This window comes from Flavobacterium tagetis (genome assembly GCF_016735615.1).
In the GTDB taxonomy this organism is placed as follows: domain Bacteria; phylum Bacteroidota; class Bacteroidia; order Flavobacteriales; family Flavobacteriaceae; genus Flavobacterium; species Flavobacterium tagetis.
Genome location: NZ_JAERSF010000001.1, coordinates 358,601 through 374,893 on the forward strand (window position 1 = coordinate 358,601; position 16,293 = coordinate 374,893).

General features: G+C 33.1%; 16 protein-coding genes. 12 read left to right on the plus strand and 4 right to left on the minus strand.

Going from position 1 to position 16,293, the window contains the following annotated elements; translation table 11 throughout:
- Position 1: 1 nt before the first annotated feature.
- The 5 genes from uppS to murI all read left to right on the plus strand — a co-directional run bounded on the left by uppS (position 2) and on the right by murI (position 5,943).
- Complete coding sequence (uppS, locus tag JI750_RS01655) at positions 2-742, plus strand: undecaprenyl pyrophosphate synthase (RefSeq protein WP_111364908.1); 741 nt, start codon at positions 2-4, stop codon at positions 740-742.
- Positions 675-3,422 (plus strand): BamA/OMP85 family outer membrane protein, encoded by a 2,748-nt coding sequence (locus tag JI750_RS01660; protein ID WP_201998537.1) that lies wholly within the window; start codon positions 675-677, stop codon positions 3,420-3,422. Before uppS ends, JI750_RS01660 begins: the two co-directional genes overlap by 68 nt.
- A gap of 42 nt (positions 3,423-3,464) precedes the next feature.
- A complete protein-coding gene (locus JI750_RS01665) occupies positions 3,465-4,499 on the plus strand; it encodes an OmpH/Skp family outer membrane protein (protein WP_201998539.1) in 1,035 nt (344 codons plus the stop codon).
- Between the two features lie 14 nt (positions 4,500-4,513).
- A complete protein-coding gene (locus tag JI750_RS01670; RefSeq protein WP_172426837.1) occupies positions 4,514-5,017 on the plus strand; it encodes an OmpH/Skp family outer membrane protein in 504 nt (167 codons plus the stop codon).
- Positions 5,018-5,166: 149 nt separating this feature from the next.
- Positions 5,167-5,943: a glutamate racemase gene (murI, locus tag JI750_RS01675; RefSeq protein ID WP_201998541.1), complete on the plus strand. Its 777-nt coding sequence runs from the start codon at positions 5,167-5,169 to the stop codon at positions 5,941-5,943.
- A 4-nt stretch (positions 5,944-5,947) separates the two neighbouring features.
- On the opposite strand, the gene bamG is transcribed toward murI, so the two are convergent.
- Positions 5,948-7,183 carry a BamG family beta-barrel-assembly machinery protein gene (gene bamG, locus JI750_RS01680; protein WP_201998543.1) on the minus strand — a complete coding sequence of 412 codons (1,236 nt, stop codon included), beginning with the start codon at positions 7,181-7,183 and terminating at the stop codon, positions 5,948-5,950.
- Positions 7,184-8,512, minus strand: coding sequence for a DUF4270 family protein (locus JI750_RS01685; protein WP_201998545.1), 1,329 nt, complete (start codon positions 8,510-8,512; stop codon positions 7,184-7,186).
- A gap of 231 nt (positions 8,513-8,743) precedes the next feature.
- On the opposite strand from JI750_RS01685, the gene JI750_RS01690 reads away from it, so the two are divergent.
- The 6 genes from JI750_RS01690 to JI750_RS01715 all read left to right on the plus strand — a co-directional run bounded on the left by JI750_RS01690 (position 8,744) and on the right by JI750_RS01715 (position 13,585).
- Positions 8,744-9,586 (plus strand): DUF6268 family outer membrane beta-barrel protein, encoded by an 843-nt coding sequence (locus JI750_RS01690; protein WP_201998547.1) that lies wholly within the window; start codon positions 8,744-8,746, stop codon positions 9,584-9,586.
- A gap of 14 nt (positions 9,587-9,600) precedes the next feature.
- Positions 9,601-10,608: a Kelch repeat-containing protein gene (locus JI750_RS01695; protein ID WP_201998550.1), complete on the plus strand. Its 1,008-nt coding sequence runs from the start codon at positions 9,601-9,603 to the stop codon at positions 10,606-10,608.
- On the plus strand, positions 10,595-10,924 hold the full coding sequence (locus tag JI750_RS01700; protein ID WP_201998552.1) for a DUF4907 domain-containing protein: 330 nt from the start codon (positions 10,595-10,597) through the stop codon (positions 10,922-10,924). The genes JI750_RS01695 and JI750_RS01700 overlap by 14 nt, the downstream gene beginning before the upstream one ends.
- Complete coding sequence (locus JI750_RS01705) at positions 10,925-12,040, plus strand: sensor histidine kinase (protein WP_201998554.1); 1,116 nt, start codon at positions 10,925-10,927, stop codon at positions 12,038-12,040.
- Positions 12,041-12,053: 13 nt separating this feature from the next.
- The gene (locus JI750_RS01710; protein WP_201998556.1) at positions 12,054-12,764 is read left to right on the plus strand and encodes a dioxygenase family protein; all 711 of its coding nucleotides are present in this window, start codon (positions 12,054-12,056) and stop codon (positions 12,762-12,764) included.
- Positions 12,765-12,871: 107 nt separating this feature from the next.
- On the plus strand, positions 12,872-13,585 hold the full coding sequence (locus tag JI750_RS01715; protein WP_201998558.1) for a LytR/AlgR family response regulator transcription factor: 714 nt from the start codon (positions 12,872-12,874) through the stop codon (positions 13,583-13,585).
- Between the two features lie 90 nt (positions 13,586-13,675).
- Here JI750_RS01715 and JI750_RS01720 read toward each other — a convergent pair whose 3' ends face one another.
- Entirely contained in the window at positions 13,676-14,194 is a 519-nt protein-coding gene (locus tag JI750_RS01720; RefSeq protein WP_201998559.1) for a gamma carbonic anhydrase family protein, read from the minus strand.
- A 10-nt stretch (positions 14,195-14,204) separates the two neighbouring features.
- Entirely contained in the window at positions 14,205-15,194 is a 990-nt protein-coding gene (locus JI750_RS01725) for a PorP/SprF family type IX secretion system membrane protein (RefSeq protein WP_201998560.1), read from the minus strand.
- 143 nt (positions 15,195-15,337) lie between these two features.
- Between JI750_RS01725 and JI750_RS01730 the strand changes: the two genes are divergently transcribed.
- Positions 15,338-16,237 carry a NifU family protein gene (locus JI750_RS01730; RefSeq protein WP_111364888.1) on the plus strand — a complete coding sequence of 300 codons (900 nt, stop codon included), beginning with the start codon at positions 15,338-15,340 and terminating at the stop codon, positions 16,235-16,237.
- Positions 16,238-16,293: the final 56 nt, after the last annotated feature.

A 16,293-nucleotide genomic window follows, 5' to 3' on the forward strand; every position in this document is an offset into this window, starting at 1 on the left:
AATGAATTTAATAGAATCAATAGATCACACAAATTTACCTAAACACCTTGCCATTATTATGGACGGTAACGGACGCTGGGCAAAACAACAAGGTTTTTTGCGCGCGTTTGGTCACGAAAATGGCACAAAATCTGTAAAAGAAATAATTAAAACCTCAGCCAAACTTGGAATTGAGTATTTAACCCTGTATGCTTTTTCTACAGAAAACTGGAATCGTCCAAAACTTGAAGTTCAGGCGTTAATGAAAATATTGATCAATTCATTAAAAAAAGAACTAGTAACCCTTCAAGAAAACAATATCAGACTTAATGCAATTGGAAATCTTGATAAATTACCAAAAACAGCCCAAAAAGAACTTTTGGATGTTATGGAAAAAACTAAAAATAATACTCGCTTAACCCTTACCCTCGCTTTAAGTTATGGCTCCAGAGAGGAACTGGTAAATGCTGTAAAAGCAATTAGTGATAAAGTTAAAAATAATATAATTTCAATAGACACTATTGACGATTCAATTATAAATGAGCATCTTTACACGCAAAATTTACCAGACGTAGATTTATTAATACGAACAAGTGGAGAACATAGAATAAGTAATTTTTTGCTATGGCAGATTGCCTATGCAGAATTGTATTTTACTAATGTCTTATGGCCAGACTTTAAAGACCAAGATTTATATGAGGCTATTATTAGTTATCAAAAAAGAGAACGTAGATTTGGAAAAACCAGTGAACAAATTAAATAATTTTTTAGTGTTGCAAAAAAAAATACAAATAGTCCTTACCCTTTTACTTTTGGGTAGTTTTTCACAAATTAAAGCACAAGAAAGAGTTCCTTTTGATCAAGGGAAAAAATATATTCTAGCTAAAGTTTCTGTTGTTGGTAAAATAAGCTTCAATGAGCAGACTGTTGTAACCTTTTCTGGACTTCAAAAAGGTCAAGAAATCACTGTTCCTGGAGAAGAAATCAGTAGCGCAATTAAAAAATTAGGAAAACTTGGTTTATTTGACGAAATCGCTTTCTACGTTAACAAAGTAGAAAACGATAGTATCTATTTAGATTTAGATATCGTTGAACTTCCTAAATTAAATGAAGTTAAAATCGTTGGTGTCAAGAAAAGCAAAGTAGAAGGCTTAATTAAAGATAACAATTTGACTAAGAACAAGATTGTAAACGAAAACTTAATCACTACGACAAAAAATTACATTGAAAATAAATACAAAAAAGAAGGTTATTATAACACAAAAGTTACTATAACAAATACTCCAGATACTATCAATGGGCATCAAGTAAATATGCTTGTTCGAATAGATAAAGGAGATAAGGTAAAAATAAGCAGCATTGACTTTATTGGAAACAAACAACTAACAGACAATCAGTTGCGTGCTGCAATGAAAGACACGAAACAGAAAAACTTCATTCGCGTTTTCAAAGCTTCCAAATTTATTCCTGAGAAATACAAAACTGACTTAGAAAAAGTAATCGCAGCTTACAAAGAAAAAGGATATCGTGATGCACGTATTATTTACGATTCTGTACAGTATAGCAAGCAAAAGAATACACTTGCAATCAAGATTAATGTAGAAGAAGGAAACAAATATTACTTCGGTAATATCAAATTCTTAGGTAACACTGTTTATTCAGATCAGCTTTTAAGCCGTTATTTAGGAATTAAAAAAGGTGAAACTTATAATGGAGTTTTACTAGAAAAAAGAATAGCCGATAAGACAAAACCAGATGCAGAAGATATTACGAATTTATACCAAAATAATGGTTATTTATTTTCAAATATCAATGCTGTAGAGGTAAAAACAGTTAACGATACGATCGATTTTGAGATTAGAGTTACTGAAGGGCCTATCGCTTATTTCAACAAAATTACTGTTGTTGGAAATGATAAAACAAATGACCATGTTATTTACCGTGAGTTAAGAACAAAACCTGGTGAAAAATATAGCAAAGAACAATTAGTTAGAACTATTCGCGAGATTGGTCAATTAGGTTTCTTTGATCCTGAGGCAATTGATCCTAAATTTAAAAATGTTGATGCTGGAGCAGGAACTGTTGATATTGAATATAATGTAGTTGAAAAAGGATCTAGCCAGGTAGAGCTTCAAGGAGGTTATGGTGGTGGAGGTTTCATCGGAACATTGGGACTTTCGTTTAACAACTTCTCGGCGCGTAAAATCTTCGATAAAGAAGCTTATAAACCGTTACCAATGGGAGATGGACAAAAAGTTGCTCTTCGTTTACAAGGAAGTACATATTTCCAAACTTATAGCTTATCATTCTCAGAGCCTTGGTTTGGAGGGAAAAAACCTGTACAATTTAGTTCGTCTATTTCATACAGTAAGCAATTTCTTAACAATTACATCACTAGAACCGTTGATAAAAGCAAAAGTTTTAATATTTTTACAATCCAAGTTGGTTTAGCAAAAAGATTAACCGTGCCAGATGACTACTTCGTGTTATCACAATCTGTAAGTTATCAGCACTATGACTTGAACAATTATAACACAGGTTTGTTTACTTTTGGTAATGGTGCATCAAGAAACTTAGCTTATACTATTGGACTTTCAAGAAGTAATAAAGGGGTAAATCCTATATTCCCTACTTATGGTTCTGAATTTAGTATTACGGCAAAAGTTACTCCTCCATACTCATTATTTAATGGTATTGATTATGGCGATTTACAAAACCAAAAAGAATACAAAACACAATATACTGGAACATCAGGAAGTGGTATAGACGGAAAACCACTTAATAATGGTGACTATGTTAAAACAGAAACTGTAAACGGTCAAACTGGTTATGTAAGCGTTGGTTCTGATTACTCAAGTGCCGATACAGACGTGGCAAAAGTCGATCAGAAAAAATACAACTGGTTAGAATACTATAAAGTTAAATTTAAAGGAGACTGGTATACTAAAGTTTATGGGAAATTAGTACTAAGAACCTTAACAGAGTTTGGTTTCTTAGGAGCTTATAACCAAGAAAGAGGTGTAATTCCGTTTGAGCGTTTTTACTTAGGAGGTGATGGTATGGCAAACTACTCAATGGATGGTAGAGAAACAATTCAGTTGAGAGGTTATCCAAATAACTCTTTAACTCCTGTAAATGCAAATGGAGATGCGATTGGAGCAACGATTTACAACAAATTCTCTATGGAATTGCGTTATCCAATTACATTAAAAGCATCGGCATCTATTTTTGCCTTAACGTTCTTAGAAGCAGGTTCTTCTTATCCAACGTTCAAAGATTATAACCCATTTGACTTAAACCGTTCTGCTGGTGCTGGATTACGTGTATTCATGCCTGCATTTGGATTATTGGGTATTGACTTTGGTTACGGGTTTGATGCTCTTCCAGGACAAACAAAAGCTAATGGTTGGGAAACACACTTTATTATTGGACAACAATTTTAAAGAAATAACGTTTGGTTAAAAATCATCAAATAAAGTTATGTTATGAGAAAACAATTTTTATTTATATTTTTAGCCTTGATTGTAGCAAATACAAGTCAGGCACAAGGAAAGACTACTCGAATTGGCTACATCGACATGGAATATATTTTAGAAAATGTTTCCGATTATAAAGAAGCCAAATCACAATTAGAGCAAAAAGCTCAAAAGTGGAAACAGGAAGTTGAGGCCAAAAAATTAAATATAAATAATTTGAAGGAAAGCTTAAAAACAGAAAAAGCTTTACTTACAAAAGAATTAATAGAAGAAAGAGAAACTGAAATTAAGTTTCTCGAACAGGAAATGATGGATTATCAGCAGAAACAATTTGGTTCTGATGGAAATCTAATGAGACAAAAAGCAGCTTTAGCAAAGCCTATACAGGATCAGGTTTTTACTGCCGTACAAGATATAGCCGAAGCAAAAAATTATGATTTTGTTTTTGATAAATCATCAGATCTTACCATGCTTTTTAGCAATAAAAGATTTGACATTAGCGATCAAGTTTTAAGGATTTTAAACCGTACTGAAAAACGTGAACAGCTGACTAAAAAACAATTGAAAGAGCAAGAAGCAAAAGAAAATATTGAAAATGCGATTGACGAGAATCCAGCAATGGCTGACCGTCAGAAAGCACTTGACGAGAAAAAAGCGGCGAGAGAAAAGCTAATTCAAGACAGAAAACTAGAACAGGAAGCTAAGAGAAAAGAATACGAAGACAGAAGAAAAGCTTTACAAGAAGAGAGAGAAGCTAAAAAAAATGGCACGGTTTCTGGAACAGCTCCAGCAACAGCGGCTCCAGCCGCAGCAGCAGATGCTGCCAAAACAAGCTCAACTGCTAAAACGGCAACGCCTACAGCTACAGGAGACACGCCTGCCGGTGAACAGCCTGCAATGACAAAAGCAGAAGAAAGACAATTACTTTACGAACAGCGTAAAAAAGAATTGGAAGAAAGAAGAAAGAAAATTTTAGAAGAAAGAGAAGCGGCTAAAAAAGCAAAAGAAGCCGAAACGCAAAAAACAAATACGACCAATAATTAATTAATATTTTAAAAATGATGAAACAAATCAAAACTTTACTAATTGCTGCAATTCTTATTTTAGGAGCAAGTAACACAATGAACGCGCAAGCGAAGGTAGCTCATGTTGATGTAAGCGAGATCATGTCGAAAATGCCTGCTATGCTAGATGCTCAAAATCAACTGCAAAAATTAAGTGGTACATATGATGCTGAATACAAAAAAATGGTTGACGAATATCAAGTAAAAATCAAAAAGTACGAAGCTGAAGCTGCAACTGTAACTGATGCTGTAAACGGTGAGCGTTCTAAAGAGGTTCAAGATATGCAAAAGAGAATTGTTGATTACAGAGACAATGCTCAAAAAGAATTACAACAAAAAGAAACTGATATCGTAAAACCTTTAATGGAAAAAGTTAGAACTTCTATCCAAAAAGTTGGAAAAGCTAAAGGGTTCCAATACGTTTTAGATGGTTCTACTTTATTATTAGCTGATGGTCCAAACATCACTGCTGACGTTAAAAAAGATTTAGGATTCTAAGAAGTTAAATCTCTAAAATCAAACTGCTCAATTTTTATAATTTGAGCAGTTTTTTTTTACAAAAAATCAAAGCTAATCTTTGGTATTATTTCAAGATTTCACTTAACTTAGAATTACGAATTATATTTAAAAAATAGTAAATTTGCTTTATGATAAATAATAATCCTATAGGCGTTTTTGATTCTGGCATTGGCGGAACTTCCATCTGGAGTGCCATTCATGACCTTCTTCCAAATGAAAAAACCATTTATCTGGCTGACAATAAAAATGCGCCATATGGTCAAAGAAGTAAAGATGAGATTGTTGCATTAAGCAAAAAAAATGTGGAATTTTTACTTGAAAACAACTGCAAATTAATTGTTGTGGCCTGCAATACAGCAACTACAAATGCTATAGCCGAACTTCGTGCAGATTATGACATTCCGTTTGTTGGAATTGAACCTGCCATTAAGCCTGCTGCAAACAATTCTCAAACGCAGGTTATTGGAATCCTAGCTACAAAAGGAACACTTAACAGTGAACTCTTTAATAAAACTGCTGAGATGTTTCACAACACCAAAATCATTGAGCAGGTCGGACATGGACTTGTACAGCTTATTGAAGATGGCAATTTGTACTCACCAGAAATGACACAATTATTGGAGTCATATCTTCAGCCTATGATTGAAGCTAATATCGATTACTTAGTTTTAGGATGCAGCCACTACCCTTATCTAATTCCTCAGATAAAAAAAATTCTCCCAGATCATATTAAAATAATAGATTCAGGAGAAGCTGTTGCGCGCCAGACTAAAAATCTGCTTCGCGATAAAGTTGGTTTTTCAGAAAGCACAGATATTGATCCTGTATTTTATGTCAATTCTAATCCTAAAGTTTTAGAATCAATTTTAGAATATAAATATCCGGTAATCAAAAAAGATTTTTAGATTATTATTCAAACTTTCGCTTGACGAACCAAATTCCGTCCAATGATAAATTGAGCGATATTTTATGATAATTTTCTTTTATTAAATCATTTGCGATTCTGCCTTTCTGTCCGTAAGAATAAGAAATGTTAAGTGACGAAAATGTGTTATCAATGGGCAGATTTAGTCCAATAGAAACAGATGCACTATTTACACGCTGTTTATCAACTTCAAGATAACCATTATCAAAGTTTATACCTGCTGCGTACCCTACTCTATCCCAATATCTTCTTACATTCTTTGTGGCGCTATAGGTCAATCCCAATGCGAAACGATCTTGATTTACAAATTCGCCATAAAGTTCAGATTGATTGGTGTTTTTCCAGAAACTTTTTTCATAATCTAAAGTCACATTTAAATTGTTTTTAAATCGCTTACTGGCTCCAAAACCAATTTCTAAAGGCATATAATAATCGTCGGCATCTGAAGCTTTGTCGGTTTCAACAGAAGATTCTACCTCATCTGCAATACTTGTTACAGATTGTACTTTGGATGCATTTATCCTTGTGGGAACCTTAAGCGTTGTTCCGATTGTAAATGTCGAATCTATTTTAAACTGAACTCCTAATGTTGCACGAATCCCTCTATAATCTGTTTGTTTATGAACGGTAGCAATTGTATTTGAAATTAAAAAAGCACGATCATCAACTGTGTTCCCAAAAAGCACCGTTCCAGTTGCTCCCACTGTTAATTTTTTTCCAAATCTATATCCGTATGAAAAATCAAGATTATTCAAGCCTCCAGATCCTTGTGCCGTTACATAATAATATTCCTGACTATCGGCAATTGGAAGTTTTAAATTTGAGATTTTAAATACTGAACTTGAATATGGACGAAGTGCCAAACTAAAACCCGAATTTTTAGTGACAGGAAAAGCAAAAGCCAAATGAGAAAACTGAAAATTATTTCGTTTTTCTGTACGAGTATTACTCTGATAAGTTGTAGCAATAGCTTTTCCTCCAATGTCAAAAAGAAAATGATTCTGATACATAAACCCTAAAGACGCTGGATTTAAATTATTAATAAAAGTATCTGAAGGTAACGCAATTCCTGAACCGCCAATTGAAGGCAGGTAACCAAAATCTGAATCATACAAACTTCCAACGCCATAAAGCGAATATGGAGAACTTGAAATACTTTGAGAAAACGAAGTCAGCGACATTAAAAGGAAGCAACTCCATAAAACAATTTTATTTTTCATTTAGTAAGAGATGTAATAAATTTTCAGCTGAATTTTATTGTTCAAGTGTTTTTGATCACCTAAAACTATTCGGTTAACAGATTGTGCAATTCCTGGCAAGGTTAAAATAAGTGAAGATCTGGAATCGGATTGCTTTAGCATTTCTTTCTGCAGAAAAGCTCCCACAGAAATGTAATAGCCTACATTTTCATTAAATTCATCGCTCTTCTGGTTCAATTTGCCATAGACTGAAGTACCAGCTGCATTTACTAGAGTACCACTTATCCGATTCAAATTGTCACCGACATAAACAGTGAGAGAATCTGCTAAAGGATATTTCTCTGAATAAGAATTATTGACAGGTTTCAAAATCAATTCTGCATCGACAATAGCTCCATTCGTCGAAATATTTTTAAACTGTTTAATATTCGGAAAATCGACTCGACAAGCTACTCCAGTTCCAGACTGAATGTAGCCTTGATTATTGGTTAAAAGACTAGATAATTTACTAGACGAAACTGGAAGGTTTTGAAGAATCGTCCCTGTTTTATCCGATGAAATAGAGTTAAACTGTTTAGTAGCATCTAAAATTTGAAAATCGAGTATATAGGAAACCTCTTCAACATCTGCCTGATATTTTGAATAATACATTCGGACTTTACTTGTTGAAACACTAAAACCAATAGCACTCGACGAATTTGATGTTTCAGGCACAAGCACCAATCCTTTTAAATACTCTGTAAAACTATCGTAATCTGTAATTTCCCTTTTTTTTATTTTTTGAAAAAGTGCCTCTCCAAATTCCTTACTCATCTTGACATTAATAGAATCTTTCTGAAGAGGACTTGGCCTATATGAAATTGTTCCTAAACTTTCAGAGCTGTAACTCAAAGTTGAATTGTTATAGAAATTATCGTCTTCACTATTGGGCTTAACCTTTTGAGTTAATCTATGTATGTTAAATGTCTGAACTTTTGTTGTATCTCCGTAGTAATAACGATCGTACTTAAGAATCATAGAAATGGAATCAAACACATAATTGACAGACTCTGTATCTGAACCCACACTAGACAAAGCATAATTACTAGTAGAAAGCTGAAAGTAGCTATCCGATTTTACTTTTCCGAAAATAGGATCATCGTAGTTTCCAATTAATATTCTACTTCTATTTGAAGTTGCCAGCGAGTCAAAATTGATGGTTGACATTTCTACGGTCACTGTATCTACCATGATTACTTTATTGCTTAACGCGAGATAATCTGACCCAACAGTAAATTCTCCGGTGTCTGTATCTGTACCACATGAAAATAAGGTTAGTACAAAAAGCAGTATCAATATAAACTTGTGCATAATTAATTTTTTGAGCAAATATAAATTGCCCGCTTTGGCAACACATCATAACATATACTATCGTGCTCTTTTAAGCTACAAATTCTATAAAACAATCTATAATCTGAATTCTGCTACCAAATTTTAATTCGACGCGAAAAATGGCGGTTTTGTCTATCAAAACACGTCGTATATATATCTTCTTTTTTTAAAGAGGTTCATCCATCTAATTTTGAGCCAATAAAATAAATAATGAAAGTAAGGTTTTTAATTTGTTCTCTTTTTTTGATTTCATGTTTAGGTTTAAAAGCTCAGGAAAATTTTAGCGCTGCTGTTAATTTCAAAACTGAGCCAACAGAAAAGGTAAATTTTAGCGAAACAAACATTGCTGTTTTTTATCAAAAGAAACTGGGAGCAAAAAGCAAAATAACGAACACATTAGAATATTCTAATCTGAAGGTGAATTACGAATTGAATCCCTATGATTTTTATGCAGATCAGGATAAATTCAATCAAATTCAAAACAAGTTTGAGTATTCGTCTGAAATAACAGAAAAAACAAAATGGCAACTTTCTATTATTCCGACAGCAAATTTCCAGAACAAATTGGATTTTTCAGATGTTACTGTTTTAGGAAGTTTAGAAATCAGCCATCAGATTGGTTCAAAACTGAATGTAATTGTCGGAGTTGGCAGAACGTCCATTTTTGGAGCGCCAAAATTTACACCAATTGTTGCTTTTGATTATAAAATGAATGAGAAAACCAATTTTAGAATAGGATTCCCAGATTCAAAAATTTCTTATTCCAATAATGATAGAAACAAATTTAGTCTGACAAATAGTTTTAATGGAAACTTTTATCGTTTAGACGAAATTTCTAATACAGAAAACAATGCTGAAAAAGCCATTTTATCGCAAATGACATCGGCTTTAGAATACGAAAGAAATGTTGGAGGCAATTGGTTTTTAAATTTTAAAGCTGGTTATGATTTCAACAAAAAATACAATTTACTAGATAGCAGTGACCATGAAGTTTACGATTATAATATCGGAAATGGTTACGTTTTAGGAATCGGGATCAAATACAAACAATAAATATTAAATACACTATGATTAATCTAAAAAAAGGAATTTTATTCACAGCGCTTTTTTCGAGCCTCTTTTTTATAAGTTGCAGCAATGATAATGACGATGATGATTTGGTAGGAAACTGGATTAAAAAATCTGCCTTTGACGGCCCTGCAAGATCTAGTGCTACAAGTTTCGTGATCGGAGATTATGCTTATGTAGTCGGCGGCTATACTGGCGATGTTTATTTAAAAGATTTATGGGTTTATAACTCAAATGGAGATTATTGGGAGCAAAAAGCAGATTTTGGCGGTATAGGTAGAAGTTCTGCTTCTAGTTTTGCATTAAACGACAAAGGCTATGTAGGTCTTGGGTATGACGGAACAAACAAACTGAAAGACTTTTATCAATATGATCCTTCTGCAAACAGCTGGACACAAAAAACAGATTTTGCTGGAACAGCTCGTTATGCTGCTGTTGGTTTTCAGGTTGGCGGCAAAGCGTATTTTGGAACAGGTTATGACGGAAACTATTTAAAAGATTTTTATCAATACGATGATCAAGCCAATACTTGGACTTTAGTAAATGGTTTCAGCGGAAACAAAAGACGTAACGCGACTGTTTTTACAATTGCAGACAAGGCGTATTTGGTAACTGGTGTAAATAATGGCGTTTATCAAGAAGATTTCTGGGAATTTGATCCATCAACAGATGTTTGGACAAGAAAACGTGATATCGATAAAGATACAGATGACGATTACAGTTACAACGACGATTATGCTATTGTGCGTTCTAATGCTTCGAGCTTTTCTATGAACGGCTTAGGATATGTTGTTGGTGGTGAAAACATCAAAACAGTTTGGGAATACAATCCTGCAACTGATTTATGGACAGAAAGAACTCCAATGGAAGGTGCTACAAGAACAGATGCTGTTGGTTTCTCAATAAATAACCGCGGATTCTATATGTTAGGAAGAGTTGGCTCTACTTACTTTGATGATGCTTGGGAATTTAAGCCATTAGACGAACAAAGCGATGATGATAACTAATATTAAACAATACTTCTGGAGTAATATCCAGAAGTATTTGATAGTTTTTGCTACTCTTCTTTTTGCCGCTTGTGCAAAACAGGAAACCTTAACAACTGCTTCTTTTAAAACAAATTCTGGATGGGGATATACAATTGCTTACAAAGAAAAAGTTTTAATTAAACAGTCTGTTATTCCCGTAATAAGCGACACTAAAAGCTTTGAAACAGAAAACGATGCCCTAAAAGTTGCTGATCTTGTTAAGCAGAAACTCAAACAAAACTTATCTCCAACGGTAACCAAAAATGAATTAATTTTATTAAAAATAAAATTGTAAATGCAGATCGATACCATTAAAAATACAGGCTACAACAAAATATTATTCCATTTTATGATATGGATTTTCTTTATTCTGACTTCATTAATTCAGTTTTATGAAAGTCCGTTTAAGCTCGACAACGATTTTTACGCCCAATGGCTTTCGGGAATATTATTGTTTTATCTGAACTATTTTTATTTGGTTCCAAATTATTTGCTACAAAAAAAATATTGGCTGTATGGTGCGTTTGCCATTGGTCTGATTGTTCTATTTATGGTAATAAGGTTCAATTATTTTGTTCCTGAAATTAGACATTTAAGACCTGAAAAAATGATACATTCTGAAACCATTATTCGCGACCCCCATTTTTTTCCGAGAGATGGCAAGATGCATCACAGAATAGAAATGAGACAGCCACTTTTTTTTAAAATTGCTCCTTCATTTTTCTATATTCTTATTATTACGATCTCAGCCATTATTAGAACATTAACTGAATTTTATAATAATCAGCAAAATAAACTGATCGCCGAAACACATAGAACAAATACAGAATTAATCTATTTGCGTAAACAAACCAATCCGCATTTTTTATTTAATTCTCTAAACAGTATTTATTCTCTGGCACACAAAAAATCTGATTTGGTCCCTGATGCCATCGTAACCTTGTCTGAACTTATGCGCTATATGCTGTATGAGACTGACAACAAAACGGTGGCTTTAGAAAAAGAGGTCAATTATATTCAGAATTACATCGAATTGCAAAAACTTCGATTAAATAATATTGAAGACATTGTAATCAATGTTCATGGCGATACAAAAAACAAGTTTATTGAGCCTTTACTATTGATTTCTTTTGTTGAAAACGCTTTTAAATACGGAACTGATTATAAAGGCGCAGCCCACGTAAAAATCAAGATTCTGATAACAGATCACAATCTTGACTTTTGGATCGAAAACACCATTGAAAATTATGTAAAAGATCCTGAAAATTCAGGTATTGGATTAGTAAACATCCAAAGCCGTCTCGATCTTCTTTATCCAAACGCACACGAACTGACCATTACTCAAGATAATGAATATTACCGAGTTCATTTGAATTTAAAGTTAGACGAAATAAAAACCGCAATTCACTAAAGAAAAACTGATTATGGACAGAAAAAAATTCATCCGAAATGGTATTTTGGGCATTGCATCATTGGCAACCGCTTCAAAATTTTTAGAATCTTGTTCTAAAAGCGACAACGATGATACCGACTCAAGCAATTCTGGAGACGGAAGCTGTACCGTTTCTCCTTCAGAAACAAAAGGCCCATTCCCTATTAAAACGCCAAGTCAGCTGGTTTTAGAAAATATCAAATCTGACCGTGTTGGAATTGCACTATTGATTAATTTAAAAATTGAAAACAAGAATAACAATTGCGAACCTCTTTCTGGAGTTTTAGTAGATGTCTGGCATTGTGACAAAGATGGAAATTATTCTGAATATGGTGGTACGCAAATGCAACAGACCGATTATACTTCTGTTCATTTCTTGAGAGGAAGACAAACTTCAAACACCAACGGAGAAGTTTCTTTTATTTCAATTTACCCTGGCTGGTATCAAGGAAGAGCACCGCACGTGCACGTTGAAGTTTTATCTAACACAGGAGCTTCATTATTAGTAACTCAGATTGCGTTTCCAGAAACAATTTCTAGTCAGGTTTACTCCAGTACCAATTATGCCGCGCATGGCCAAGCAGATACAGCAAACGCAAAAGACAATGTTTTTGCTGATAGCTTAGCCGATGAACTGGCTACAATGACTGGAAATTTAACAGATGGTTACACGCTTACAAAAACGATAACCGTTAACGCATAATTTTGATTTGTAAAAACCAGTATTTTATGAAAATTTTAAAACTTAATTTACTGGTTTCAAACTACTTTTGAATGCGAAATAAACTTTAAAAAACTAATTCAGAAAAGATGAAATGTGTAATTATTGATGACGAACCTTTAGCTGTAGAATTATTACAGGACTTTGTCAAAAAAGTAGATACTCTTGAATTAATAAACACTTTCAATAATGCTATTGATGCCGTTTCATTCATCAATCAGAATAATGTTGATCTGATTTTTCTGGATATCCAAATGCCTCATTTTTCTGGAATTGATTTTTTAAACACCATAGAAAAAAAGCCTCTGGTTATTTTTACAACCGCTTATTCTGATTATGCTGTAGAAGGATTTAATCTTGGCGCTGTAGATTATTTAGTAAAACCGATTCCGTTTCATCGATTTTTAAAGGCCGTTGTAAGAGCCCAGCAAGTTTTACAGCCTATCGCAAATCAAGCAATTGCAGAAAACAATAATACGCCTGAAATTGAACAGGATTTTATGTTTGTTAGAGCTGAATATGAAAATGTAAAATTGAATTTTGCTGATATTCTTTTTATCGAAGGTCTTAAAGATTATGTCAAAATTTATACAACCGACAATAAATTTACTCTGACCTTAATTAGCTTAATAAAGCTTGAAAATTTGCTATCAAGCAAAGGTTTTGCAAGAATTCACAGATCATATATTATCAATATCAAACACGTAAAATCAATTCAAAAAAACAAGGTATTAATAAGCGATAAAAGAATTCCAATCAGCGAAAGCTATAAAAATACTTTCTTCGAAAAAATCAACCTGTAATTTTTTAAAATCTCAAAAAAAGAAAATTCCAAATTCCAAAAAAGTCAAACCTTGGAATTTGGAATTTTTTATTATTGGAATTTTTAAAGTTTAATCTTCGTTTTTAAACCAGCTCGAATACATGACGTAATTATTCGAAATACGTTCGATTTCGCCTGCAAAGTCAGATTGATCAATGTCTTTTACTTTTTTGGCAGGAACACCAGCGTAAATACTTCCAGAAGTTACAACCGTGTTTTGAGTTACTACAGCTCCAGCGGCAATTATTGCATTACTTTCTACTACGCAGTTATCCATTACAATTGCTCCCATTCCGATTAAAACATTATCGTGAATCGTACAGCCGTGTACAATCGCGTTATGTCCGATTGAAACGTTGTTTCCTATAATTGTTGGGTGCTTTTGATATGTACAGTGAATTACAGCACCGTCTTGAATATTTACTTTATTTCCAATTTTTATAAAGTGAACATCTCCTCTCACAACAGCATTAAACCAAACACTGCAAGATTCTCCAAAAGTAACATCTCCTACAATAGTAGCGTTCTCGGCAACATAACAATCCTCTGGAATAAGAGGCGATTTTCCGTTTACAGATTTAATAAGCATAATAATAATTTTAGTTAACTGCAGGACAATTACAGTCGTAACGTTCTTTTTTGCAGAATAAATTAATTCCTAAAGTAATTTGATGAAAGGCGCCTGTGTCAAACTTAACATCTCCCATTAGCTGAGTATAAGTATAAGCAAACATAAAATTCTTGAAATTAACCCCGACAATTGGTGTAAAGTATTGTATTTTTTGAGATGACACTCCACTTCCAGAAATATATTGTGCCCCATCAAAACCTCTTCTATAAGATAAAGCCGCCCATAGACTTCCAAAATCCATACTTTTATAGGCTTTCATATTTAAATCGAGTGTTTTAGCCTTTGTCTGATCAAATAGCTGGAAAAGAATAGAAGGCTCCCAAGTCCAACTACTATTTTTTCCGAACACATAACCAGCACTAAATAAAAACTTTCTAAGATTATCACTTTCATAATCTGTATAAAGTTCTCTTCTAGTTTCTAGCAATCCTTGAACTGTTGCGTGCGCATAGAAATCCAAATAATTATACGAAGCTCCAATATCAAGATTAAAATAAGAATCTTTCTGAATCGACCCAAACACAATTGGATCAAAAGTTCCTCCAAATTTTGTTTCGTCCAATTGGCTTTGTATTAAGCCTCCACTAATACCAAAAGACAACTGATTTAAATCCAGTTCATCTCTCGAAAACATAATATGATGTGCGTAAGTCAATTTCACACCTTTTTGAGAATGATATCCGTTTTCATCGTTAAAAAGAATAATACCAGCTCCAGAACGTTCTCCTATTCTTCCGTTAAAACTTAAAGTTTGCAAAGATGGAGCTTCTTCTTCTCCAAACCATTGTTTTCTTGCTGTTAATCGTATTTTGGCACAGTTCGCCGCGCCAGCCATAGAAGGATGAATTAGGTAATAATTATCAGACAAATAATCCGAATAGACAGGTATTCCCTCCTGGGAGTAAGAGTAAAAAGCAGTAATGAGAAAAATTAATAAAACCTTGATTTTAAATTTCATAAAGACAATTTTGTTTCCACATAATTTTCACTCTTGCAATTTAACACGATTTATTTGAAAAGAGTCTTAATTATTTCATTAAAAAATCAAATATAGCCATTAGTAGAAAATAACTTTATTAAATTTGCAAAAAATATATTACCATGACTAAAATCACTATAAAAGAGACTCAAAATCCAACTATATTAAAGTTTGAATTTGAGGATTTTATTACTCAGAATCAAAACTTTGAGTTCAAAAATATTGATGAAGCACAAGCTTCTCCTCTAGCACAACAATTATTCTATTTACCGTTTGTTAAAACAGTTTATATCTCTGGAAATTTTATCGCTATTGAAAGATATAGCATTGTTGATTGGGATGATGTAAAAGACGCTGTAGCGGAACAAATAAGTGCTTTTGTTGACAAAGGTGGCGTAATCATTAAGATTGATGAAACAAAACCAAAAAAACAGCCAATTACAGTTTACGGAGAAACAACTCCAAATCCTTCAGCTTTAAAATTTGTTGTAAGCAGAATGCTAACTCGTAATGCTGTAGAATATAAAAATATTGACCAGACAGCTTCTTCTCCATTAGCTCAGGAATTATTCAAATTTCCTTATGTAAAAGAAATTTTTATTGATGAAAATTATATTTCAGTTACGAAATATGAAATCAATAACTGGGATGAAATCACTTTAGAGTTAAGAACTTTCATTAAACAATTTATCGAAAACGGAGGAACCGTTTTAGACGAAAGTTTAATTGAAACTAAAGCCAAAACTGAGGCAACAAAAGACGAAGCTTTTGATAAACTAGATGTTACATCACAGCAAATCATTAACATCTTAGAAGAATATGTAAAACCAGCGGTAGCTGCCGATGGAGGAAACATTGCTTTCGAATCTTATAATGAAGATGACAAAACAGTAAAAGTATTATTGCAAGGTGCTTGCAGCGGATGTCCTTCATCTACATTTACTTTAAAAAGTGGTATCGAAAATATGTTAAAAAGCATGCTAAACGATGAAGCTATTAAAGTAGAAGCAGTAAATGCTTAATTGCTAAAAGAAACAAATAGAAAGCGTCTCAATGAGGCGCTTTTTTTATTGTTAAA